Below are 24,258 nucleotides of genomic sequence, written 5' to 3'. Positions count from 1 at the left end.
AACTCATTCAGCAAGACCTTCTTCATGATGCGTTCTCCGCCAGCGGCTGCGCTTTCGCGTTCAGGACCGGATGCAACAGCAGGTACACCAGTACCAGCACCGCGATCAGCATGATGACGGGCGCCACCGCCACCGCCAGCCGCTCCAGCCCTTTCATGCCGGACATCGAGGTCGCGGTGAACAGCAGGCCGCAGGTCACGCATGCCAGGAACACTTCCAGCGTGATCGGCGCGATGTCGAATCCCAGGCGGGCCGGGTCAAGCACGGTGATGCCGCTCGGATTGCCGATGAACGCGCCCCAGATGTCGCCCACCATGCCGGTGATGGCGGAGAACCAGCCCAGCGTCAGCATCGGCAGGTTCATGCCTTTTGCGCCATAGGCATAGCGGCACAGCAGCGCCAGGCTCAGCCCGGTTCGTTGCGCGATGACGCCCAGCAGCGACGTCAGCACGAACAGGATGCCCATGCCGATGGCGATGGCCAGCAAGGCCATGGGGAAGGAAACACCCGCGCCGCCCGCCGGCCCGGCCAGCGTGCCGCCGATGAACAGGCCGGTGGCAACGTAGCTAAACCCCACCCATACCGCCACCTGTTTCCAGGTCGTCCTGCGTGCGTCGGGCGGGACCGGGGTAAACATATAGTCTGCATCGACTGCCGGGGACGACTGCACCTTCTGATTCATGATGGGATCTCCGAATCCACCGTTCCGTGTTCGAGCGACCCGGATGCAAGGGAACCAGTCCTGCATCCGATCGTGAGTCAGCGCGAGAGTAACAGTGCGAAAGCGGCAGGAAATGCGGAAGATTCCAAGATGCGTAGCGAAATGGCCGTCGCCATCCGGGCTTTGGCTGCTTGCATCGCCGAAAAACTAAAAAGCCACCGGCGCTGCCGGTGGCTATGGTTGGGACGAAGGGCGCAGGCCCTGGGCTGATGCTTACCCCACCCACTTCCGCGCATTGCGGAACATCCGCATCCACGGGCTGCCGCCGTCGGCAACCTGCTTCCACGCATCCGGCGCCCAGCTCATGGTCGCGGCACGGAACACGCGTTCCGGGTGCGGCATCAGCACGGTGAAGCGGCCATCGACGGTGGTCACCGAGGTAATGCCGTCGGGCGAGCCGTTCGGGTTGAGCGGATAGGCCTGCGTGACCGCACCGTAGTTGTCGACAAAGCGCAGCGCCACGTGGGCCTGGTCGATATTGCCCTGCTGCGAGAAGTCGGCAAACCCTTCGCCGTGGGCAACCACGATCGGGATGCGGCTGCCTTCCATGCCAGCGAAGAAAATCGACGGCGAGGACTGCACTTCCACGGTCACGTAGCGCGCTTCGTACTGCTCCGACTGGTTGCGCGTGAACTTGGGCCACGCACCCGCGCCCGGAATGATCGGGGCCAGGTTGCTCATCATCTGGCAGCCGTTGCAAACGCCCAGCGCGAAAGTGTCCTGGCGGTTGAAGAAGGCCGCGAACTGCTCGGCCATCTGCGCGTTGAACAGGATGGTCTTGGCCCAGCCCTCGCCCGCGCCCAGCACGTCGCCGTAGCTGAAGCCGCCGCAGGCAACGAAACCGCTGAAGTCGGCCAGGTTGGCGCGGCCGGCGATCAGGTCGCTCATGTGCACGTCGTGCGTGTCAAAGCCGGCGCGGTCCATGCTGTACGCCATCTCGATCTGCGAGTTGACGCCCTGCTCGCGCAGGATGGCCACGCGCGGACGGGCGCCGGCGGCGATGAACGGCGCGGCGATGTCTTCGGCCGCATCGAAGGTCAGCACCGGGCTGATACCTGGGTCGGCGGCGTCGAGCAGGCGGTCGTATTCGCTGTCGGCGCAGGCCGGGTTGTCGCGCAGGCGCGAGATGCGCCAGCTGACTTCGCTCCAGTTGCGCTGCAGGTCCGTGCGCGAGGCGCCGAAGACCTTCTTGGCATCGCGGTAGACCTCGATCTGGTCGGTCGCGTTGGGCTTGCCCACCACATGGCTGCAGGCCGAAAGGCCGGCTTCGCGCAGCACGGCGAAGACCGTGTCGCGGTCGTCCATACGCACCTGCACCACCGCGCCCAGCTCTTCCGAGAACAGCGCGCGCAGGGTCTGGTCGTTGCGGCGCTCGGCAATCTGCTGCGCCCAGTTCTTGGCGTCGCCGTAGTCCTGCTCCTGCTGCGGGTCCAGCGCCAGCATGTCGACGTTTAGCGACACGCCACAGTGGCCGGCAAAGGCCATCTCCGCCAGCGCAGCCATGAAGCCGCCGTCGGAACGGTCGTGGTAGGCCAGCAGCTTGCCTTCGCGGTTCAGGCGCTGGATCACGTTGAAGAAGTTCTTCAGGTCTTCGGCATTGTCGACGTCGGGGGCGCTGTCGCCCACCTGCTGCATGACCTGCGCCAGGATGCTGCCGGCCATGCGGTTCTTGCCACGGCCCAGGTCGACAGCGATCAGCACGGTGTCGCCGGCGTCGGTGCGCAGTTGCGGGGTCAGCGTGCGGTTGACATCGTCCACCGCGGCAAAGGCCGAGATGATCAGCGATACCGGCGCGACCACTTCCTTGTTGACGCCGTCGTCCTGCCACTTGGTGCGCATCGACAGCGAATCCTTGCCGACCGGGATGCTGATGCCCAGCGCCGGGCACAGTTCCATGCCGACGGCGTGCACGGTGTCATACAGCTTCGCGTCTTCGCCTTCCACGCCGCAGGCCGCCATCCAGTTGGCCGACAGCTTGACCTTGCCCAGGTCCTTGACCGGCGCGGCCGCCAGGTTGGTTAGCGCCTCGCCGATCGCCATGCGACCCGATGCCGGCGCGTTGATCACGGCCAGCGGGGTGCGCTCGCCCATGGTCATCGCCTCGCCGGCGTTACCCTTGTAGTCGAGCGTGGTCACGGCTACGTCGGCCACCGGCACCTGCCACGGGCCGACCATCTGGTCGCGCGCGTTCATGCCGCCCACGGTGCGGTCGCCAATGCTGATCAGGAACGACTTGCTGGCCACCGTCGGATGGCGCAGCACGTCGCGCACCGCCTGCTCCAGGCTGATGCCGGTCACGTCCACGGCCGGCAATGCCTCTTCCACGCGCTTGACGTCGCGGTGCATGCGCGGCGGCTTGCCCAGCAGCACGTCCATCGGCATGTCGACGGCGTAGTGCTCCTTGAGCGCAGCGTCGACGCTGGCGTCGACCAGCTGCAGCTGCTTTTCTTCGGTGGCGATGCCAACCACGGCGAACGGCGAGCGCTCACGCTGGCACATGGCCTGGAACTGCGGGAAGCTGTCCGGCGCGATGGCCAGCACATAGCGCTCCTGCGACTCGTTGCACCAGATTTCCGCCGGCGACAGGCCGGACTCTTCCAGGTGCACCTGGCGCAGGTCGAAGCGCGCGCCTCGGTCGGCGCCGTCCACCAGTTCCGGGAAAGCGTTGGAGATGCCGCCCGCGCCGACGTCGTGGATCGACAGGATCGGGTTGGCGTCACCGAGCTGCCAGCACGCGTTGATCACTTCCTGCGCGCGGCGCTCCATCTCCGGGTTGCCGCGCTGGACCGAATCGAAGTCCAGGTCGGCGGTATTGGTACCGGTCGCCATCGAGCTGGCGGCGCCGCCGCCCATGCCGATGCGCATGCCCGGGCCGCCCAACTGGATCAGCAGCGTGCCGGCCGGCAGCGGATTCTTGTGCGTGTGCCCGGCGTCGATATTGCCGATGCCGCCCGCGATCATGATCGGCTTGTGGTAGCCGCGCACGGTCCCGCCCACGTTCTGCTCGTAGACGCGGAAGTAGCCGCCCAGGTTGGCGCGGCCGAATTCATTGTTGAAGGCGGCGCCGCCGAGCGGGCCGTCGATCATGATCTGCAGCGGCGAGGCGATGCGGTCCGGCTTGCCGGTCACGCCGGGCTTGTGGTCGGGGTTGCGGTGTGCCACCGGCTGGGCGGCGTCGCGGTCGTTTTCCCAGGACTCGACGGCCTCGGGCAGCATCAGGTTTGACACCGTGAACCCGGTCAGGCCGGCCTTGGGCTTGGCGCCGCGGCCGGTCGCGCCCTCGTCGCGGATTTCACCGCCGGCGCCGGTGGAGGCCCCCGGGAACGGCGAGATCGCGGTCGGGTGATTGTGCGTCTCCACCTTCATCAGCGTGTGCGTCAGCGCCTCGTGGCGGCCGTACTTGTGGTAATCGCCGCGCGGGAACCAGCGCTCGGCCACGTCGCCTTCCATCACCGCCGAGTTGTCCGAGTAGGCCACGATCGAGCCCTGCGGATTGAGCTGGTGCGTATTGCGGATCATCGCGAACAGTGACTTGTCCTGCTGCACGCCGTCGATGGTCCAGGTGGCGTTGAAGATCTTGTGGCGGCAGTGCTCGCTGTTGGCCTGCGCGAACATCATCAGCTCGACGTCGGTCGGGTTGCGCTCCAGCTTGCCGTAGGCCTCGACCAGGTAGTCGATCTCGTCCTCGGACAGCGCCAGGCCCATCTCGACATTGGCCGCGGCCAGCGCGCTGCGCCCGGCGGAGATATCGATAAAGCGCAGCGGCTTGGCCGGCAGTTCCTGGAACAGGCCGGCGGCATCGTCACGCGAGGCGACCACGGTCTCGGTCATGCGGTCGAACAGGTGCGCGGCGACGGCGGCGCGGGTGTCCGCGTCCAGCGTCTTGCGGCCGCGCAGCAGGCCCTTCTTGCAGATCACAGTGATCTCGATGCCGCGCTCGATGCGGTGGATATGCGTCAGGCCGCAGTTATGGGCGATGTCGGTGGCCTTGCTGGCCCACGGCGAGATCGTGCCGAAGCGCGGGATCACCACGAAGCGGTCGCCGTCAGACGGATCGGCAAACGGCGCGCCGTAGGTCAGCAGCGCCGCCACGCGGGACTGCTCTTCGGCCGACAGCGGCGTCTGTGCGTCAACAAAGTGCAGGAACTGTCCATGCACCGATTCAATATCGGCGTCGATCTGCCGCAGGGCGGTGAGCAGGCGTTGCTGACGGAAGGCGGAAAGCGCCAAAGCGCCGGGGAAGCACGAGAAATGCGCCATGATCGTAGCGGTCGGGAGGCGGTGAGGTAGGGGCTGCTGCTTAGCCGGCACCGCTGCATGGGGTGCCGACTGGCGGGAAACCGCTATTGTACCTTGCCGGCACCCGGATTTTGCACTGCGACATCACGGCGGGGCCGTGTTACGGCCCATCCTGATAATGCTTATGCATCACTTTTACCAAATGGACGGCTCAGAGTGACGTCGCCGAGCGCGCGGCCTGCTCGTACAGGCCGGTCAGCACCCGCATCAGCCGGGCGAGCTCGCCGATCTCGGCATTCTCTTCGCTGCCCTCGGTGAAGTTGCTGGTCAGGCATTGCTCGCGGATCTCGCGGTAGCGCGCGCAGGCCTCGGTGCCGGCCGGGGTGGTCGAATAAGTGGCCTCCTTGCCGACCCGCTCCCCGCTCACCAGCCCCAGTCCCTGCAGCTTCTTCAATGCGTAGGTCACCAGGTGCGTGTCTTCCACGTTCAGCACGAAGCAGATATCGGCCAGCCGCTTGGGCCGTCCGCGATGGTTCACGTGATGCAGCACCAGCACGTCCAGGAAGGTCAGGTCGCGCACGCCGGCCGCGCCCATGCAGCGCACCACCCAGCGGCTGTAGGCGTTGTAGGCGGTATTCAGGCCGAACTCGAACTCGGACAGCTCGGGGCTCCGTACCGACACCAGGTGCGACGACGACACGATATTGGCCCCGGCCGCGCGTGACAGCGCGGTGGCCGGCCTTGCCTTACCGGCAACGCCAGGGACATCGGCCACGGCGGCGGCGGTGTGCCCGCTCTCGGCTGGTTTGCGTGGCATGCGGGAGACTCCTTTCGATGGGGGTGGCGCTGGCGCTGGCTGTGCTAGGTAGAAGCCCGGGGCGCGCTCCGGCAATTTTAGCTTGACAGTTTATTGGCGAATTATGAGCATGAACACCTAATAAATACAGGTAAAGCATGAGGGAGGACGCCGGCCACGACTGGCCCTGCGCATGTGCACCGCGCCCTTCCCCATGCTGGCAGGCGGCAGCCACCATGGCGGTGCCTGCCCCGCCCTCGCACCCCGTTCGCAGACCCCATGCCATCCATGCTTCCCGACCTCGACACCCTGAACACCCGCCTGCGCGACGGCGCCACCAGCCGTGCGCAGATCATCGAGCAAGCGGCCGCGCTTGCCGCCACGCCGGCTGCCGAGGCCGTGTTCCTGCACAGCACCTTCGAGGCTGCGGCCCAGGTCGCGCGCGCAGCCGATGCCGCCGGCCGCGCCGGCAAGGCGCTGCATCCGCTGGCAGGGCTGCCGGTTTCGGTCAAGGACCTGTACGACGTGGCCGGCGAAGTCACCAGCGCGGCCTCGCTGGTGCGCAAGGATGCCGCGCCGGCCACGGCGGACGCCACCGTGGTCGCCCGCCTGCGCGCGGCAGGGGCAGCCCTGGTCGGGCGCACCAACATGACGGAGTTCGCGTTCTCGGGCGTGGGCATCAATCCCCACTACGGCACGCCGGTCAACCCGGCCGGCACGGATGGCGTGGCACGCATCCCGGGCGGCTCGTCGTCGGGTGCGGCCGTTTCGGTGGCGCTGGGGCTGGCGGTCGCGGCGCTTGGCAGCGACACCGGCGGTTCCATCCGCATCCCCGCCGCGCTGTGCGGCATCACCGGCTTCAAGCCCACCACGCGGCGCGTGCCACTGACTGGAGCCTTTCCGCTGTCGTACACGCTGGATACCGCCTGCGCGATGGCGCGCACGGTCAGCGACTGCATTGCCATGGACAGCGTGATCGCCGACAGCGCAGTGATCCCGCGCGTGACCAACCCCGCCGCCACGCGGCTGGCGATCCCGCGCCAGGTCCTGCTGGACGACCTCGACCCGGTAGTGGCCCGTGCCTTCGACCGGGCATTGGGCCGGCTGTCGGCCGCCGGCGTGCAGCTTGAGCACGTCGACCTACCCGAGCTTGGCGAGCTGGCGGGCCTGAACGCCCAGGGCGGCTTCAGCTCGGCCGAAGCCTTTGCCATCCACCGCCACCTGCTGGCCGGACGGCGCGAGCTGTACGACCCGCGCGTGGCCTCGCGCATCGACCGCGGCGCCAATATCAGCGCCGCCGACTATATCGACCTGGGCCGCGCCCGGCTGGACTGGATCGCCCGCATGCAAGCGCGCCTGGCCCGCTTCGACGCCGTGGTCTGCCCGACCGTGCCGATGGTCGCGCCCGAGATTGCGCCGCTGCGCACCGATGATGCGCAATTCTTCCGCGTCAATGCCCTGCTGCTGCGCAATACCTCGGCCTTCAATTTCCTTGACGGCTGCTCGATCTCGATGCCCTGCCACGCGCCGGACGAGTTGCCCGTGGGCCTGATGCTGTCGCACGGCCCGATGCGCGATGCCGACCTGCTGGGCACGGCCCTTGCGTTGGAATGCATCGTGCAACCTTCACAGCGCGACGACTGAGCCTGCCGCCGCGCCGTTGATCTTGCGCCGACGTGCCCCCCCCAATGCGGGCACGATCGGCACCAGGTAGTACGCAACCAGCAGTACAACCGCGCCCCCGCGCGCACACCAGGAGAGATCGAGATGCGAGTCAAGGCAATCGTTGCGGCCGGCCTGATGATGGCCGCCGTGGCGGCACAGGCGGATACCAAGTGGGACCTGCCGACCGGTTATCCGGTCAGCAACCTGCACACCGAGAACCTGCAGCAGATGGCCAACGACGTGGACAAGGCCACCGGCGGCAAGCTCAAGATCGTGCTGCATCCCAATGGCTCGCTGCTCAAGGCCAACGAGATCAAGCGCGGCGTGCAGACCGGCCAGGTGCAGATGGGCGAAATCCTGATGTCCTTGCTGGCCAACGAGAACCCGGTGTTCGGCGTCGATGCCGTGCCATTCCTCGCCACCAGCTATGGGGATGCCTACAAGCTGTGGCAGGCCTCGCGCCCGGCCACCGAGAAGGTGCTCGACAAGCAGGGCATGAAGCTGCTGTACGCGGTGGCGTGGCCGCCGCAGGGCATCTATGCGAATAAGCCGATCAATTCGGCCGGGGACATGAAGGGCCTGAAATGGCGCGCGTACAACCCGGCCACCTCGCGCATCGCCGAGCTGGTCAGCGCCCAGCCGGTGACCATCCAGGCTGCCGACCTGGCTCAGGCGCTGGCCACGGGCACGGTCAACTCCTTCATGTCGTCGGGCGCCACCGGCGTCGACACCAAGGTGTGGGAGAGCGTGAAGTACTTCTACACGGTGGACGCCTGGCTGCCCAAGAACATGCTGGTGGTCAGCAAGAAGGCGTTCGCGGCGCTGGACAAGCCGACCCAGGACGCCCTGCTCAAGGCCGTGGCCGATGCCGAGAAGCGCGGCTGGCAGGTGTCGGAGCAGAAGACCAAGGAGTACCTGGCGACCTTGTCGCGCAACGGCATGACGGTGCAGCCGCCTTCGCCGCAGCTCAAGTCCGACATGCAGAAGGTGGGCCAGACCATGGTGGATGACTGGGCCAAGGGCGCGGGCGAGGACGGCAAGGCCATCCTGGACGCCTACCGCAAGTAGGCTGCGGGCCTGCCCGCCTCCATGAACTCCCCGCCCTTGCCGCGCAGGCTGGCATGGCGGGGAGCCCCCCTCCCTCCCTGACGCCGTCCATCATGCCAACTGCCCCCTCCTCCAAGCGCTGGCTCGACCGCCTGCTTGACCTCTTTGCCATGCTCGGCGCGCTGTGCATCCTCGCCGTCTGCGTGATCATGATCCTGATGTCGCTGTCGCGGGAGACCTCGGTGATCTTCAAGGGTGGCGATGACATCGTCGCCTGGCTGTGCGCGGCGTCCGCCTTCCTGATCCTTGGCCAGACCTTCCAGCATGGCGGCATCGTGCGCGTCGAGATGCTGCTGAGGGCCGTGGGCCCGCGCCGGCGCTGGGTGCTGGAGCTGGTCTCGCTGACCATCTGCCTGGCGTTTGCCGCATATGCGGCGTGGGCGCTCGGCACCTTTGCGTGGCAGAGCTGGGACATCGGCGATGTCTCGCAGGGACAGATCGTGATTCCGCTGTGGATGCCGCAGAGCTTCGCGGTGCTCGGCTGCATCGGCTTCCTGCTGGCGGTCGGCGATGAATGGCTGCGCGTGGTGCGCGGACAGAAGCCGCGCTACCAGGTAGCCCAGGAAGAAAAGCTCGCCTCCGGCGATTTCGGGGAGACGGTCTGATGAGCACAGTCGTCGTTGCACTGATCCTGCTGCTGGTGATGATCGTCTTCCTGGCGATCGGCGCGTGGATCCCCGTGGCCATTGCGGTCACCTCATGGGTCGGGCTGGTGGTGTTCTCGGACCGCGAGGCGCTGGTCAGCCTGGCCAACGCATGGTGGTCGTCGAGCGCCTCATACACGCTGGCATCGCTGCCCCTCTTTGTCTGGATGGGCGAGATCCTGTTCCGCACCAAGCTGTCCGAGCAGATGTTCAACGGGCTCTCGCCCTGGCTGAACTGGCTGCCGGGACGGCTGATGCACGTCAACATCCTGGGCTGCGGCATCTTTGGCTCGGTGTCGGGGTCGTCGGCGGCCACCTGCGCCACCATCGCCAAGTCGGCGCTGCCGGAACTCACGCGGCGCGGCTACGACGAGCGCACCACGCTCGGCTCGCTGTCGTGCGCGGGCACGCTCGGCATCCTGATCCCGCCATCGATCACCATGGTGGTGTATGCGGTGTCGGCGGACGTGTCGATCATCCGCGTGTTCCTGGCGGGCTTCATACCGGGGCTGCTGCTGATGCTGCTGTTCTCAGGCTATATCGTGGCCTGGGCGCTGGCCAACCCCGACAAGACCCCGGCGTCGGAGCACTTCAACTGGCGCGCGCGGCTGGCATCGATCCGCCAGCTGCTGCCGTGCATGGTGCTGATCGCCTTTATCACCTGGGTCATGGTCACCGGCTATGCCACCGCGACAGAAGCCGCGGCCTACGGCGTGGTGGCGTCACTGGGACTGGCATGGGCGGGCGGCTCGCTTACGCGCGCGGCGTTCTGGGACAGCCTGATGTCGGCCACGCGGCTGACCGCGATGATCATGTTCGTGCTGGGTGCCACCTCGTTCCTGTCGGTGACCATGAGCTTTACCGGCATCCCGCGCGCGCTGGCGGAATGGGTGGCGGCGATGCACCTGTCGCCATGGGCGCTGATCGCCGTGCTGACGGTGATCTACATCGTGCTGGGCACGGCGCTGGACGGCATCTCGATGATCGCGCTGACCACGGCGACCGTGCTGCCGATGGTGCAGGCGGCCGGCTTCGACCTGGTCTGGTTCGGCATCTTCATCGTGCTACTGGTGGAGATCGCCGAAGTGACGCCGCCGGTGGGCTTCAACCTGTTCGTGCTGCAGAGCATGACCGGCAAGGACAGCAACTACATAGCGCGGGTCTCGCTGCCCTTCTTCATGATGATGGTGGTGGCCATCGCCATCATCACGATCTGGCCCGTCGTGGTGACCTGGCTGCCGGACATTGTCATGCAGCAGGAATTGACATCCTCTCCGTCCTCAGCCTTCGGCTGCCGCCTTACGGCGGAAAGGACGAGGATTCCTACGGCGCTACGTGATGCTCTACGTAGTCACTTCGGTGGGTTCCTGCTTCGTAGAGCGGCTTGACTACGCCGACTCTCCACAGGCTGCAACGCGGTGCCCCCGCGCCAAAATGTTGATCGCGCCGACCACGTCGGCGTGATTCGCATAGCCGCATGCCACACAGGCGAAGCTCGCCTGGCTCTGCCGGTTCTCGGCAGATACATGCCCGCAGCAAGGGCACGTGCGACTGGTGTGTTGTGGCGGCACAGCTATTAGCCAGCCGCCATTCCACGCTAGCTTGTATTCCAGTTGACGCCCGAACTCGTACCAACCCTGATCGAGGATGGCCTTGTTCAGGCCGGACTTGGCCCTGACGTTCTTGCCCGGTTGCCCGCTTGAACCGGCCGCTGACTTGGACATGTTCCGTACCTTCAGGTCCTCGATACACACCATCGCTTGATTTTCGCTGATCGTGGTCGTGGCTTTGTGCAGGTAGTCGAGGCGGGCGTTACCGATGCGTGCGTGGATACGCTGGATTCGGGCCTTGGACTTCTTCCAGTTGTTGCTGAATTTCGTCTTGCGGCTCATCGCCCGCTGCGCACAGCGCAGCCTGGCTTCGTGCTTCCTAAAGCTGTTGAGCGGCGCGAGGAAAGTGCCATCGCTCATGGTGGCAAAGCGAGCGATGCCCATGTCGATGCCGATGGCGCTGGTGGCTTTCGGCACAGGTCGTTCGACCTTCCGCTCAGTCTGGATCGAAACAAACCACTTGCCGCCCGACAGGCTGACGCAGGCATTGCGTACCTCACCGAGTACGTCGCGGCTGTTCCTGTATCGCAGCCAGCCCAGCTTGGGCAAAAAGATACGCGAGTTGGTCTGATCAAGCTTGATTTGCTTCTGGTCGGGATAGCGGAAACTGTCGCCCAGACCCTTCTTCTTGAAACGCGGGAAGTCGGCCCGTTTTGCGAAGAAATTTGTGTAGGCCCGCTCCAAGTCCTTGAGCGTCTGTTGAAGAGGATGGACTGGTGCATCGGCCAGCCATGCTGTTTCCGTGCTGTTGCGCCACTCCGTGAGTTGCTTACACAGACCGGCATAGCTGAGCTTCTTTTCGCCTTGATCGTAACGCTGTTTCTGCAACGCCAGCGCCTTGTTATAGACGAACCGGCACGATCCGGCATAACGGCGCATGTTGCGCTGCTGCTCGCCGTTCGGCATCAATTCGTATTTGAAGGCTTGAAGACGCTACATGGCCCAATCATACTCTTGGCCTATGAGCGACGACAATGACATTCGGCAGAGGACCTGCGCGACATATTTACCGGCGTTTGCGCAGATTTCGAAGCTGAACTGGTGGAGTTCGATGGGGAGGACGATCACGTTCACCTTCTTGTGAACTACCCGCCAAAGGTCGCGGTGTCCGCACTGGTAAACAGCTTGAAAGGGGTATCCAGCCGTATGATCCGAAAGAAGAACTACCCGAGCATCAGCAAGAAGCTATGGGGCGGTGCGCTGTGGTCGCCGTCTTACTTCGCAGGGAGCTGCGGCGGTGCGCCCATCGAGATTATCCGCCAATACATTGAACAACAACAGACGCCGCATTAGCCGCCGAAAGGACGCCGACGGCGTCCGCGCTATCCTTCCCCGGCCTAAAGGCCGAGGCTTGCCGCGCACCTGGTCAAATAGCATTGGCCGGCCCCGCCCGGCCCCACCCTTTCCCGCCGGCGCGGCAATGTGGAGGTTTCCAGTCCGATGCATGTGATCGTCATCGGCGCCGGCGCGATCGGCGTCAGTTCCGCCTGGTACCTGCGGCAGGCCGGTTTCGACGTGACCGTGCTCGAACGCCGCGCCGCGCCGGCGCAGGAAGCCAGCTTCGGCAATGCCGGCGTGATCGCGCCCGGCTACGTCACGCCATGGGCCGCGCCGGGCATGCCCGGCAAGATCCTGCGCACGCTCTTTGCGCGCGAGGCGCCGGTCCTGTTCCGCCCTTCCGCCGACCCCGCCATGTGGCGCTGGATCGCGCGCTGGCTGCGCGAATGCCGGCTGGAGCGCTACCGCGCCAACAAGCTGCGCATGCAGCGGCTGGCGTTCTACAGCCGCGCGTGCCTGCACCGGCTGCGCAGCGAGCTGGAGATCGACTACGAGCAGTCGCAAGGCTATCTGCAGCTGTTCCGCACCGCGCGCGACCTCGACCTGGCCGCGCCCGCCGTGGCCCTGCTGCGCGAGAACAACGTGCCGCACCGGCTGGTCAGCGCGCAGGAATGCCGCCGCATCGAACCGGGCTTGGCGGCCGACACGCCGCTGGCTGGCGGGCTGCACCTGCCGGAAGACGAATCCGGCAACTGCCCGATGTTCGTGCGCGCGCTGCACCGGCATGCCGAGGCCGCAGGCGTATCGTTTCGCTTCGACACCCAGGTGGCGCGCGTCAGGCCAGACAACGCAGGCAAGCTGCAGGTCGAGCTGTCGCACGCTGACAAGCAGCGCCCTGGCCAGGTGCTGAACGCCGACCGCGTGCTGGTCGCGGCCGGCGCCGACAGCACCGCGCTGCTGCGCCCGCTGGGCCTGCGCGTGCCGCTGTATCCGGTCAAGGGCTACTCGGTGACGGTGATGGTCCGCGACGAACTGCAGGCGCCGCTGGGCGCGCTGATGGATGAGTCCTACAAGGTCGCGATCACGCGCATGGGCAACCGCCTGCGCGTGGCGGGCACGGCCGAGCTGGGCTCACGCACGCTCGATTTGCGGCCGGCCGCACTGAATACGCTGATCAAGGTCGCGCGCGACTGGTTCCCGGTGGCCGGCAACTACCAGGAAGCCACGCAATGGGTGGGCGCGCGGCCGATGCTGCCGGACGGGCCGCCGCTGATCGGCCCTACGGCTGTACCCGGCCTGTTCCTCAACCTCGGCCATGGCTCGACGGGCTGGGCGATGAGCTGCGGATCGGGCAAGATTACGGCTGACCAGATCGCCGCCAGCGCCGGCCCCCATGGCGGCCCAGACATCGACATGGAGGGCCTGCTGCCCGACCGCTACGGCTTGGGGCCCGCCAGATAACCAGACATGACACCCTCTGCCTCTTCCGCCACCTCGCCCGCAAGCGGCGACGGCTGGTTTGCACTCGATGCCGCCGCATCCGCACCGGTTCCGCTGTACGACGTCGCCGCCATCCGCCGCATCGAGAACGCCGCCTTCACGCAACTGCCCGCCTTTACGCTGATGTCGCGCGCCGGCGCCGCGGGCGCGCGCTGGCTGGCCTGCCACGCACCCGCCGGCCCGCTGCTGTTCCTGGCGGGTCCCGGCAACAATGGCGGCGATGCGCTGGTGGCCGCCACGCAATTGCACAGCGCCGGCCGTGCCGTGCAGGTATGGCTGACGGCGGACCCGCAGCACCTGCCCGCCGACGCCGCGACAGCATGGCAGCAAGCGCACGCCGCCGGCGTCCCGGTCAACGTGGTCGCGGGCATGGCTGCCTCGCCTGACGCGGACTGGCCCGCCGGCACCGCTGCGATCGTCGACGGCCTGCTCGGCATCGGCCTGAACCGCCCCGCCGACGGCACCATGGCGTGGTGGATCGGACAAATCAACCGCAGCGCGCTGCCGGTGTTTGCGCTGGACATCCCCAGCGGACTGTTCGCCGACACCGGCGCGGGCACGCCGGCCGTGCGCGCGCAGCGCACGCTGACCTTTATCGCCGCCAAGCCCGGGCTGCTGACACTGGACGGGCGCGACTGCGCCGGCGAGGTCGACATCGCGCCGATCGGGCTCGGCTATCCGCCGGACGAAGCGCCCCATTGCCTGGTAAACGGCCCGGCACTGTTCAGTACCGCGCTGCCGCGCCGCCGCCACGCCAGCAACAAGGGCACGCATGGCTCGCTGGCGGTCATCGGCGGCAACCTCGGCATGACCGGCGCGCCGCTGCTGGGCGCCAGGGCCGCGCAGTTCCTCGGCGCGGGCAAGGTGCATATCGGCTTCCTGGCGCAGCCCGCACCGCTGTTCGATCCGCTGCATCCCGAGCTGATGCTGCATGCCGTGGACGCACTGGCCCTCGCTGCGATGTCGGCGCTGGTGATCGGTCCGGGCATGGGCACGGATGCCAACGCACACAAGCAGTTTGCGCGGCTGCTGCAAGCCGCGCCCGTGCCGCTTGTGCTGGATGCCGATGCCTTGAACCTGCTGGCCGCCGATCCGGCGCTGGCCGGGGCACTGGCCGCCAGCGGCGCGGCTTGCGTGATGACACCGCACCCGCTCGAAGCCGCCCGGCTGATGGGCGTGCCCGTCGCCGACGTGCAGCGCGACCGGCCCGCTGCCGCCGCGGCACTGGCTGCGCAATGGCTGGCCGTAGTGGTGCTGAAGGGATCGGGCACCGTGATCGCGGCACCTGGCGGCAGCCCATGCACGCTCAACCCGACCGGCAATGCGGCGCTTGCCAGTGCCGGCACCGGGGACGTGCTGGCTGGCATGCTGGGCGCCCTGCTGGCACAGGGCATGGCGCCTCTGGCCGCAGCCCAGGCGGCGGTGTGGATCCACGGCCGTGCAGCCGATGCCCTCGTCGCCCAGGGCACCGGGCTGGCCGGCGTCACCGCAAGCGAACTGTACGCGCCGGCGCGCACCGTCTTCAACCAGTTGCTGGCCGGGACCCGCGCATGACGCGCGGCGCGCTGCTGCGCGATCCCGCCGACCGCCGCCACCTGCTTACCGGCATCGCGCTGCTGGTCATCGGGCAATGGATCCTCAGCCTGCTCGATGCCACCAGCAAGACCCTGACGCAGCAAGGACTGCCGCTGGTGGCCGTGGCATGGGTGCGCTATGTCGGCCATGTGGTCGCGATCTTCCTGCTGCTCGGTCCCGCCGGCTGGCGGTGCCAGTGGCGGCCGGCAAAGCTTGGGCTGCAGTGGCTGCGGGGCGGGCTAATGCTGGTCTCGACGCTGGTGTTCTTCAGCGTGCTGATGCTGATGCCGCTGGCGCAGGCCACGGCACTGAATTTCTGCGCGCCCCTGTTCGTGGTGGCGCTGTCGCCGTGGCTGCTGGGCGAGCGCCCCGGGCGCCATGCCCGCTGGATGCGCTGGACCGGTGTGGTGGTCGGCTTTGCCGGCATGCTGGTGGTGGTGCGCCCGGGTGGCCAGCTCAGTCCGCTCGGCGTCGGCCTGGGCCTGGTGTCGGCACTGGTGTTCGCGCTGATGCAGATGCTGACGCGCCGCATTGCCGCGCATGACGCGCCCATGACCACACTGATCCAGAGCGGTGTCACCGGCGCCTGCCTGACCACGCTGATCGTGCCCTTCTTCTGGTTCAGCGCGTGGCCCACGCCGATGCAATGTGCGCTGTTGCTCTCTGCAGGGATCACCGGGTCCCTGGGCCACTATTTCGTCATCCGGGCCTTCCAGTACGCGGATGCCTCGTTCCTGAGCCCCTTCCTGTACCTGCAGATCTTGTCCGCCACCGTGATCGGCTACCTGGCCTTCGACCAACTGCCCGACTGGACCACCGCAGCTGGCATCGGCATTATCTGCCTGGGTGGCTTGTGCGTGGCGGGCGGCGAACCGGTGCTGCGCGCTGTCGCGGGCCGGCTCGCTGGCCGGCGACGTCAGACAATGTCTGATACTTAGCGCGCACACATGCTGCTATGTTGCAAGTGTTAACAGTTGCTTACGCTGAGGGGTAAAAGTGCCGCGGCGCAGGCGATATACTTTGCGAGTCTGCGCCGCCGCGCGCACTCGCGCCCCTGCAAACTTCCTAGTCCCGCATGCCCACCGACCTTCACGCCTGGAACGCCCTGCTGCGGCACCATGAAACCCTTCGCGACGCTCAGATGCGCGAGTGGTTCGACGGCGAAGGCGCGCAACGCGTCGCGCAATTCTCGCTGGAAGCCGCCGGGCTTTATCTCGACTACTCGAAGAACCGGATCACGCCCGAAACCATGCGCCTGCTGGTGCAGCTGGCAGCCGAGGCCGGCGTGACCAGACGCCGCGACGCGATGTTTGCGGGCGAGCATATCAATACGACGGAAGACCGCGCGGCCCTGCACGTAGCGCTACGCGCGACCGCCGGCGCCGGCTACAAGGTCGACGGCGAGCAGGTCATGCCGGCGATCCAGCGGGTGCTGGTACGCATGCGCGATTTCTCGGAGCGTGTGCGCAGCGGCGCCTGGAAGGGTGCCACCGGCGAGCGCATCACCGATGTCATCAATATCGGCATCGGCGGCTCCGACCTGGGGCCGCGCATGGTATGCCGCGCGCTGTCGCACTTGGCCGATGCCGATGGCAATGCCGCGCCGCGCATGCACTTCGTCTCCAATGTCGACGGCACCGACCTGGCCGAGACGCTGGTGCGGCTCGACCCGCAACGCACGCTGGTGATCGTCTGCTCCAAGACCTTCACCACGCTGGAAACCATGGCCAACGCGCGCAGCGCGCGCGCCTGGTTTGTCGCCAACGGCGTGGCCGAGCATGACCTTGCCAAGCATTTCGTCGCAGTCTCGACCAATACCGAAGCGGTGCGCGAGTTCGGCATCGACCCGGCCAATATGTTCGAGTTCTGGGACTGGATCGGCGGACGCTTCTCGCTGTGGTCGTCGGTCGGCCTGTCAATCACGCTGGCGGTAGGCTTCAATGCCTTCGCCGACCTGCTGGCCGGCGCGCGCGCCATGGACGAGCACTTCCGCACCGCGCCGCTGGAGCGCAACATGCCGGTGATCCTGGGCATGCTGGGCATCTGGTACCGCAATTTCTGGCATTTGCCGACCAGCTGCATGGCACCCTACTCCACCTCGCTGGAGCTGTTTCCCGCCTTCCTGCAGCAACTGGAGATGGAGAGCAACGGCAAGTCAGTGCAGCTCGACGGGCAGCGCGTGCGCACGCATACCTCGCCGGTGGTGTGGGGCACGGCCGGCACCAACGGGCAACATGCCTATTTCCAGCAGATCCACCAGGGCTCGCAGGTGGTGCCGGTGGACTTTGTCGCGCCGCTGGTGCCGCCGCGCCGGCTGGCAGGGCATCACGCCAAGCTGCTGGCCAACTGCTTCGCGCAGGCCGAGGCGCTGATGCGCGGGCGTACCGCCGATGAACTCCGTGCCGCCGGCGTGAAGGACGAAGTCCGCATCGCCCATATGGTGTTCGAGGGCAACCGCCCCAGCAACACGCTGCTGATGGAAAACCTGACGCCGCACGTGCTGGGTGCGCTGATTGCGCTGTATGAGCACCGCACCTTCGTGCAGGGCGTGGTCTGGAAGATCAATTCCTTCGACCAGTGGGGCGTTGAGCTGGGCAAGATCCTGGCCCGTCCGATCGAAGCCGAGCTGACCGGGAATACCGTTGGCCAGCACGATGCCTCCACCACGTCGCTGATCGAGCGCGCCCGCGCGGTGCTGAAGGCGGGCGCCGCCAGCTAGACCTCCGCGCCCATCCATTCATCGCTGGCCACGCGGCCGGCGTCGATGGTCAGGATGCGGCCACAGCGCGCCGCCACCGAGCGGTCATGCGTGACCAGCACCAGCGTGGAGCCGGCATCGCGGTTAAGCTCGAACATCAGCCCGATCACGGCTTCGCCTGTGGCGGTATCGAGGCTGCCGGTGGGCTCGTCGGCAAACAGGATGTCCGGGCGCGCCACGAACGCGCGCGCCAGCGCCACGCGTTGCTGCTCGCCGCCCGACAGCGTGCGCGGATAGTGCCCCAGCCGCGCGCCCAGGCCCACACGCTGCAGCATGTCCAGGGCGCGCTCGCGCACCTGCGACGTTTCGCCGCGCAGCTCCAGCGGCAGCATCACGTTCTCCAGCGCAGTCAGGTGGCCGACCAGCTGGAACGACTGGAACACAAAGCCGACATGGCGGCCCCGCACCGCGGCGCGCTGGTCCTCGTCCAGCGCGAACAGGTCCTGGTCGTGCAGCCGTACCGTGCCCGTACTGGGCAGGTCCAGCCCCGCCAGCAGCCCGAGCAGCGTCGACTTGCCCGAGCCGGACGCCCCCACGATGGCGAGCGTTTCGCCCGGCGTGACGGAAAAGGTCACGTCGTGCAAAATCGTCAGCGAACCGGTCGTGTCGGCAACGGTCTTTCCGAGGGACTCGACAGCGAGAATGGAAGAAGACATGGATATTGGGATCCGAGGCAAATGGCGCCGGCTGCTGCTGGCAACCGGCACGGCACTGACGTTATCGGCCGGGGCCTCAGCCCAGGCCGCGGCGCCGGCACTGCTGGTGCTTGGCGACAGCCTCTCCGCCGAGTACGGCATCACGCGCGGCGCGGGCTGGGTCACGCTGCTGCAGGAGCGCCTGCGGCAGGAGCGCTTCGATTATAGCGTTGTCAATGCCAGCATCAGCGGCGAGACCACCATCGGCGGCAAGACGCGGCTGCCGGAGCTGCTGTCGCGGCACCGCCCGGCCATCGTGGTGGTGGAGCTTGGCGCCAACGATGCGCTGCGCGGATTGCCGCTGCAGACCACCGAGGCCAACCTGCGCAACATCGTCACCACGGCACAGACGGCCGGCGCGGGCGTGCTGCTGATCGGCATGCGCATCCCGCCCAACTACGGGCAGGACTACACCGAGAAGTTCGTCTCGCTGTATCCGAAGCTGGCTAGCGAATACAAGGTGCGGCTGGTGCCGTTCTTCCTCGACAAGGTCATCACGCGGCAGGACTGGTTCCAGCCCGACCGCATCCACCCGACCGCCGCGGCACAGCCAGCCCTGCTCGATACGGTGTGGCCGCAACTCAAGCCGATGCTCAGGCGCAGCGGCGCGAAGTAAGAACAAAGAAAAAAAACCCCTGCCGCCTGGCAGGGGTCCTTGCTGGCAGCGAGGCTGCCGGGGCTGATCTGGCGCTTACTCGGCGCCTTGCGCCTGCGTGGCGCCCACCGGCGTCAGCATCTTGACCTTGGAGCGGGCCTTCAGGCTTTCATAGAAGGCCTGCAGGTCGGTCTGGCCGGCCAGTTGCGACAGCTGCTGCGCTTCGGCCTGGCGCTGGGCCGGATTGCCTTGCGCCGGCTGGCTCACCTTGGTGATGCGATAGACCGCATAGCCTTCGGCCCCCAGGTCGACACCAACCACCGCCGGCAGCTTGGCCGCATCGGCACGCATCACCGCTTCCACAGCCTGCGGCGCAATGCCCTCGGCCTTCGCGCGCGACACGGTCCGCACCGCGCCAAAGCCGTCGGCGCTGTCTGCCTTCTTCAGCGCAGCAAGGCGAGCCTCGCCGTCCTTGCGCGCCAGTTCGGCCGCCTGCTGGGCGATATAGCCCTCACGCACCTTGGCTTCGACTTCCTCGAACTTGCGCACGGCCGCCGGGCGATACTCGACGATGCGCGCGGCCACCAGCGTGTTCGGGCCCACCTGGACGGCCTCGGTGTTGCGCTTGTTCTTGATCGCGTCGTCGCTGAACAGCGCCTTGAGCAGCTTGTCGTTGTTGAGCGGGCTCTGCGCGCCCAGCGCCGGGTTCGGCTGGCGCGTGACGTTGTCGGCGGTCTGGATGGTCAGCTTGAACTTGTCGGCGGCAGCCTTGAGGCTGTCTGCCTGCTCATACACGGTATTGCCGAAGGCATCGGCCTGCTCGGCAAACTTCTTGTCGGCGAACTGCTTGCGCAGCTCCGCTTCCAGTTCCGTGCGCACGGCTTCCAGCGGCTTGGTCTCGGCGGGCTTGATGCCGGTCAGCTTGATGATGTGGTAGCCGTAGTCGGTTTCCACCACGTCGCTGACCTGGCCATCCTTGAGCGCGTACATGGCGTCCTCGAACGGCTTGACCAGCGCGCCGCGGCCCATGAAGCCCAGGTCGCCGCCCTTGCCGGCCGAGCCCGGGTCCTGCGAGTTCTTGCGCGCCACGTCGGCGAAGGTGTCAGGGTGCTTGCGCAGGTCCTCCAGCAGCTTGGTGGCCTTGTCCTTCGCGGCCTGGCGCTGGGCGGCCGGCGCCTCCTTCGGCGCGCTGATCAGTATATGGCTGGCGCGGCGCTGCTCGTCGATGCGGAAGCGCGCGATATTGCTGTCGTAGTAGGACTTCAGCTCTTCGGGCGTGACCGCCTGCGTCGCGGCCAGGGCCTCGCCCGACAGCAACAGGTACTCGACCTTGGCTTGTTCCGGCACCGAGAAGGCCTGCTGGTGGCTGTCGTAGTAGGCCTTCAGCGCGGCCGCATCGGGCTGCACCTTGGCGGTGTAGGCGGCCGGCTTGAAGAGCAGCGCCTGCACGTCGCGCTGCTGGTCGCGCACGGCGATCAGGCGATCGAGCAGCGACTTGGGCACGAAGGCCGTCGCGGCGACCGATGCGCCCAGTTGCTGCGTGGCCAGTTCGAAGCGCATGCGGGCATCGAACTGCTCGGGCGTCATGCCCTGCGACTGCAGCAGCTGCAGGTAGGCCTTGTCGTCGACCTTGCCGTCCTTGGTGCGCGGCAGTTGCGCGATCGCCGGCAGGTTGCTGATTTCCTCGAGCAGCTTGGCGTCGGACACGGTCAGGTGCTCACGCGCCACGGCACTGGCCATCACGCGTTGCAGAATCAGCTGGTCCAGCACGGCCTTGCGTGCGTCCGGGCCTTCGAACTGGCGCGGGTCATAGCTGGCGCCAAGGATCTGGCGCGCGCGTTCGCTCTGGTCGCGCACGACGTTGTCGATTTCCTGCACGCTGATGGCGCGGCCATCGACCTTGGCGGCATCGTGCGAGCTGTCCATGAAGCGCGAATAGCTTTCCACGCCGAAGAACACGAACGACGGGAAAACAAGCACCAGCAGCAGCAAGAGCATCAGGCGCCGGTTGTTGCGTACGAAATCAAGCATGCGGATTCGGGTAGTGGATTGGCACGAAAGACAAACTCCACGATTCTAGCAGGAGCCGCTGGGCACGCACCCTTTGTGGAGGGTGGGAAACATGGGGAGCAAATGAAAACGCCCGCAGACGCGGGCGTTTTCAACAAAACTGGCGGAGTGGACGGGACTCGAACCCGCGACCCCCGGCGTGACAGGCCGGTATTCTAACCGACTGAACTACCACTCCTGTGTCGGCGCCTGCTGCCGGCGATGCCCATGTCCTTGCGATGGAGAGTGGTGGGTGCTGAGGGGCTCGAACCCCCGACCTACGCCTTGTAAGGGCGCCGCTCTACCAACTGAGCTAAGCACCCGCTCGACCATCGCAGGCTGGCTGCCTGCAACTTGCTGATCGCTCCGCACCTCGCGGCAGTTGCCGTGGTTTGCGTTGCGAGGGCGCAAGTGTAATACAGGTGATTTCAGTTTGCCAAGACCTGCGCGCGCAAAAAAAACGCCGCCGGGCATCACTGCCCTGCGGCGTTTCTTCATGCGGCCAAAGCTGTGTCAGTGATGCAGACGCTCAACCTTGGCCGTGGCCTTGTCCGCCACTTCGGCGGGCTTGGCGTCTTCTTCCGGCAGCGGCTCGGGCTTGCGCTCGAGCGCCAGTTCCAGCACCTTGTCGATCCAGCGGACCGGCACGATCTCGATGGCGTTCTTCACGTTGTCCGGGATCTCGGCCAGATCCTTGACGTTTTCCTCCGGGATCAGCACCAGCTTGATGCCGCCGCGGTGGGCCGCCAGCAGCTTCTCCTTGAGGCCGCCGATCGGCAGCACCTCGCCGCGCAGCGTGATCTCGCCGGTCATGGCGACATCCGCGCGCACCGGGATGCCGGTCAGCACTGACACCAGCGCCGTGGTCATGGCACCGCCTGCCGACGGACCGTCCTTGGGCGTGGCGCCTTCGGGTACGTGGATGTGGATGTCACGCTTCTCGAACATCTCATCCGTGATACCCAGGCGGCGTGCCCGCGAACGCACCACCGAACGTGCGGCCTCGACCGACTCCTTCATCACATCGCCCAGCGAACCGGTGCGCGTGATGTTGCCCTTGCCCGGCATGATCGCGGCTTCGATGGTCAGCAGGTCGCCGCCCACCTCGGTCCACGCCAGGCCGGTCACCTGGCCCACCTGGTTTTCCTTGCCGGCCAGGCCGAAGTCGTACTTGCGCACGCCGAGGAATTTGTCCAGGTTCTCGGAATCGACCTTGATCGTGCCCGACTCCTTCTTCAGCAGCAGCAGCTTGACCACCTTGCGCGCGATCTTGGAGACCTCGCGTTCCAGCGAACGCACCCCCGCTTCACGCGTGTAGTAGCGGATGATGTCGCGGATCGCGCTTTCGGCAACCTCGATCTCGCCTGCCTTCAGACCGTTGTTCTTGATCTGCTTGGGCAGCAGGTAGCGCTGCGCGATATTGACCTTCTCGTCCTCGGTGTAACCCGACAGGCGGATCACTTCCATACGGTCGAGCAGCGGCGGCGGGATGTTGAGCGAGTTCGACGTCGCCACGAACATCACGTCGGACAGGTCGAAGTCCACTTCGATGTAGTGGTCCTGGAACGTGTGGTTCTGTTCCGGGTCCAGCACCTCAAGCAGCGCCGACGACGGATCGCCGCGGAAGTCCATGCCCATCTTGTCGATCTCGTCGAGCAGGAAGAGCGGATTGCGCACGCCGACCTTGGACAGGCTCTGCAGGATCTTGCCCGGCATCGAGCCGATGTAAGTCCTGCGGTGGCCGCGGATCTCGGCCTCGTCACGCACGCCACCCAGTGCCATGCGCACGAACTTGCGGTTCGTCGCGCGCGCCACCGACTGGCCGAGCGAGGTCTTGCCCACGCCGGGAGGCCCGACCAGGCAGAGGATAGGCGCCTTCACCTTGTCCACGCGCTGTTGCACTGCGAGGTACTCGAGAATGCGCTCCTTGACCTTCTCCAGGCCGTAGTGGTCTTCGTCCAGCACGCGCTCGGCGTTGGCGAGGTCGTTGTTGACCTTGCTCTTCTTGCGCCACGGCAGGTTCACCAGCGTGTCGATGTAGTTGCGCACGACGGTGGCTTCGGCCGACATCGGCGACATCAGCTTGAGCTTCTTGAATTCGGCGTCGGCCTTCTTCTTGGCTTCCTTCGGCATGCGCGCAGCCTTGATGCGCTTGTCGAGTTCTTCCAGGTCGGCGCCTTCTTCGCCCTCACCCAGTTCCTTCTGGATGGCCTTGACCTGCTCGTTCAGGTAGTACTCGCGCTGGCTCTTCTCCATCTGGCGCTTGACGCGGCCACGGATGCGCTTTTCGACCTGCAGGATGTCGATCTCGCCCTCGAGTTGCGACAGCAGGCTTTCCAGGCGTTCGGTCACATTGACCATCTCCAGGATCTTCTGCTTCTGCTCGAGCTTGATCGGCAGGTGCGCGGCGATGGTGTCCGCCAGGCGGCCTGCCTCGTCGATCCCTGACAGCGAAGTCAGGATCTCAGGCGGGATCTTCTTGTTGAGCTTCACGTACTGGTCGAACTGCGACACGATCGCGCGGCGCAGGGCCTCGGTCTCGGCGCTTTCGCCAGGTGCGGGCGGCACGGGCACGGCTTCGCACATGAAGTGCGATTCGTCCTCGCTCACCTCGCGGATGTTCGCGCGCTGGGTACCCTCGACCAGCACCTTCACGGTACCGTCGGGCAGTTTCAGCATTTGCAGGATATTGGCGATGCAGCCGACCTCGTACAGGTCGTCGGCGGTCGGCTCGTCCTTGGCCGCCGTCTTCTGGGCCACGAGCATGATGCTCTTGCCCGCCTCCATCGCAGTCTCAAGCGCCTTGATGGACTTCGGGCGTCCCACAAACAGCGGGATCACCATGTGCGGAAACACCACCACGTCGCGCAGCGGCAACAGTGGGAGGCGAATCGGCTCGGCCGGGAGGAGTTGTGTTCCGGACATCATTTTCCCCAAGTCAGTCATTTAAGGCGTAAATTGGGCCGCCCGAATCGATTACAAGATACGTGCCAATCGATTCATCAAGGCAGGCAGATGCCGCTCCC

General features: G+C 66.4%; 16 protein-coding genes, 2 tRNA genes and 1 pseudogene. 10 read left to right on the top strand and 9 right to left on the bottom strand.

Annotation, left to right across the window (positions count from 1 at the left end; genetic code table 11):
* Positions 1-22 precede the first annotated feature (22 nt).
* The 3 genes from CNE_RS07495 to CNE_RS07485 form a co-directional block, all read right to left on the bottom strand.
* On the bottom strand, positions 23-682 hold the full coding sequence (locus CNE_RS07495; protein ID WP_013956518.1) for a cytosine permease: 660 nt from the start codon (positions 680-682) through the stop codon (positions 23-25).
* A 252-nt stretch (positions 683-934) separates the two neighbouring features.
* Positions 935-4,981 carry a phosphoribosylformylglycinamidine synthase gene (gene purL / locus CNE_RS07490; protein WP_013956517.1) on the bottom strand — a complete coding sequence of 1,349 codons (4,047 nt, stop codon included), beginning with the start codon at positions 4,979-4,981 and terminating at the stop codon, positions 935-937.
* A gap of 190 nt (positions 4,982-5,171) precedes the next feature.
* Entirely contained in the window at positions 5,172-5,777 is a 606-nt protein-coding gene (locus tag CNE_RS07485) for a winged helix DNA-binding protein (protein ID WP_013956516.1), read from the bottom strand.
* 258 nt (positions 5,778-6,035) lie between these two features.
* Here CNE_RS07485 and CNE_RS07480 point away from each other — a divergent pair, with 258 nt between their 5' ends.
* The 4 genes from CNE_RS07480 (at position 6,036) to CNE_RS07465 (ending at position 10,560) form a co-directional block, all read left to right on the top strand.
* Positions 6,036-7,400, top strand: coding sequence for an amidase (locus CNE_RS07480; RefSeq protein ID WP_013956515.1), 1,365 nt, complete (start codon positions 6,036-6,038; stop codon positions 7,398-7,400).
* Positions 7,401-7,523: 123 nt separating this feature from the next.
* On the top strand, positions 7,524-8,489 hold the full coding sequence (locus CNE_RS07475; protein WP_013956514.1) for a TRAP transporter substrate-binding protein: 966 nt from the start codon (positions 7,524-7,526) through the stop codon (positions 8,487-8,489).
* A 92-nt stretch (positions 8,490-8,581) separates the two neighbouring features.
* A complete protein-coding gene (locus CNE_RS07470; RefSeq protein ID WP_013956513.1) occupies positions 8,582-9,133 on the top strand; it encodes a TRAP transporter small permease subunit in 552 nt (183 codons plus the stop codon).
* Complete coding sequence (locus tag CNE_RS07465) at positions 9,133-10,560, top strand: TRAP transporter large permease (RefSeq protein ID WP_013956512.1); 1,428 nt, start codon at positions 9,133-9,135, stop codon at positions 10,558-10,560. Before CNE_RS07470 ends, CNE_RS07465 begins: the two co-directional genes overlap by 1 nt.
* Here the strand turns inward: CNE_RS07465 and CNE_RS07460 are convergent, their stop codons facing one another.
* Complete coding sequence (locus tag CNE_RS07460; protein ID WP_404997190.1) at positions 10,561-11,661, bottom strand: RNA-guided endonuclease InsQ/TnpB family protein; 1,101 nt, start codon at positions 11,659-11,661, stop codon at positions 10,561-10,563.
* 114 nt (positions 11,662-11,775) lie between these two features.
* On the opposite strand from CNE_RS07460, the pseudogene tnpA reads away from it, so the two are divergent.
* The 5 genes and pseudogenes from tnpA to pgi form a co-directional block, all read left to right on the top strand.
* Positions 11,776-12,075: pseudogene (gene tnpA, locus CNE_RS07455) on the top strand (IS200/IS605 family transposase); the annotation flags it as partial.
* Between the two features lie 147 nt (positions 12,076-12,222).
* Entirely contained in the window at positions 12,223-13,521 is a 1,299-nt protein-coding gene (locus CNE_RS07450) for a D-amino acid dehydrogenase (protein ID WP_013956509.1), read from the top strand.
* Between the two features lie 6 nt (positions 13,522-13,527).
* Positions 13,528-15,114, top strand: coding sequence for a bifunctional ADP-dependent NAD(P)H-hydrate dehydratase/NAD(P)H-hydrate epimerase (locus CNE_RS07445; RefSeq protein ID WP_013956508.1), 1,587 nt, complete (start codon positions 13,528-13,530; stop codon positions 15,112-15,114).
* Positions 15,111-16,073, top strand: coding sequence for a DMT family transporter (locus tag CNE_RS07440; protein ID WP_013956507.1), 963 nt, complete (start codon positions 15,111-15,113; stop codon positions 16,071-16,073). The genes CNE_RS07445 and CNE_RS07440 overlap by 4 nt, the downstream gene beginning before the upstream one ends.
* A gap of 137 nt (positions 16,074-16,210) precedes the next feature.
* Complete coding sequence (gene pgi / locus CNE_RS07435; RefSeq protein ID WP_013956506.1) at positions 16,211-17,854, top strand: glucose-6-phosphate isomerase; 1,644 nt, start codon at positions 16,211-16,213, stop codon at positions 17,852-17,854.
* Here pgi and CNE_RS07430 read toward each other — a convergent pair.
* On the bottom strand, positions 17,851-18,549 hold the full coding sequence (locus CNE_RS07430) for an ABC transporter ATP-binding protein (RefSeq protein ID WP_013956504.1): 699 nt from the start codon (positions 18,547-18,549) through the stop codon (positions 17,851-17,853). The two genes, pgi and CNE_RS07430, sit on opposite strands and share 4 nt — an antisense overlap.
* Here CNE_RS07430 and CNE_RS07425 point away from each other — a divergent pair.
* Positions 18,548-19,204, top strand: coding sequence for an arylesterase (locus tag CNE_RS07425; protein ID WP_013956505.1), 657 nt, complete (start codon positions 18,548-18,550; stop codon positions 19,202-19,204). The genes CNE_RS07430 and CNE_RS07425 overlap by 2 nt on opposite strands.
* Positions 19,205-19,279: 75 nt before the next feature.
* Here CNE_RS07425 and CNE_RS07420 read toward each other — a convergent pair whose 3' ends face one another.
* The 4 genes from CNE_RS07420 to lon all read right to left on the bottom strand — a co-directional run bounded on the left by CNE_RS07420 (position 19,280) and on the right by lon (position 24,157).
* Positions 19,280-21,214, bottom strand: coding sequence for a SurA N-terminal domain-containing protein (locus CNE_RS07420; protein ID WP_013956503.1), 1,935 nt, complete (start codon positions 21,212-21,214; stop codon positions 19,280-19,282).
* A 140-nt stretch (positions 21,215-21,354) separates the two neighbouring features.
* Positions 21,355-21,431: transfer RNA gene (locus CNE_RS07415), tRNA-Asp, on the bottom strand.
* A 48-nt stretch (positions 21,432-21,479) separates the two neighbouring features.
* A tRNA-Val gene (locus tag CNE_RS07410) sits at positions 21,480-21,555 on the bottom strand.
* Positions 21,556-21,745: 190 nt separating this feature from the next.
* The gene (gene lon / locus CNE_RS07405; protein ID WP_013956502.1) at positions 21,746-24,157 is read right to left on the bottom strand and encodes an endopeptidase La; all 2,412 of its coding nucleotides are present in this window, start codon (positions 24,155-24,157) and stop codon (positions 21,746-21,748) included.
* Between the last annotated feature and the right edge of the window lie 101 nt (positions 24,158-24,258).

Source organism: Cupriavidus necator N-1, assembly GCF_000219215.1.
GTDB lineage: Bacteria > Pseudomonadota > Gammaproteobacteria > Burkholderiales > Burkholderiaceae > Cupriavidus > Cupriavidus necator.
Note: the sequence above shows the minus strand (reverse complement) of the source record. Positions and strands in the feature narration are given on the sequence as shown.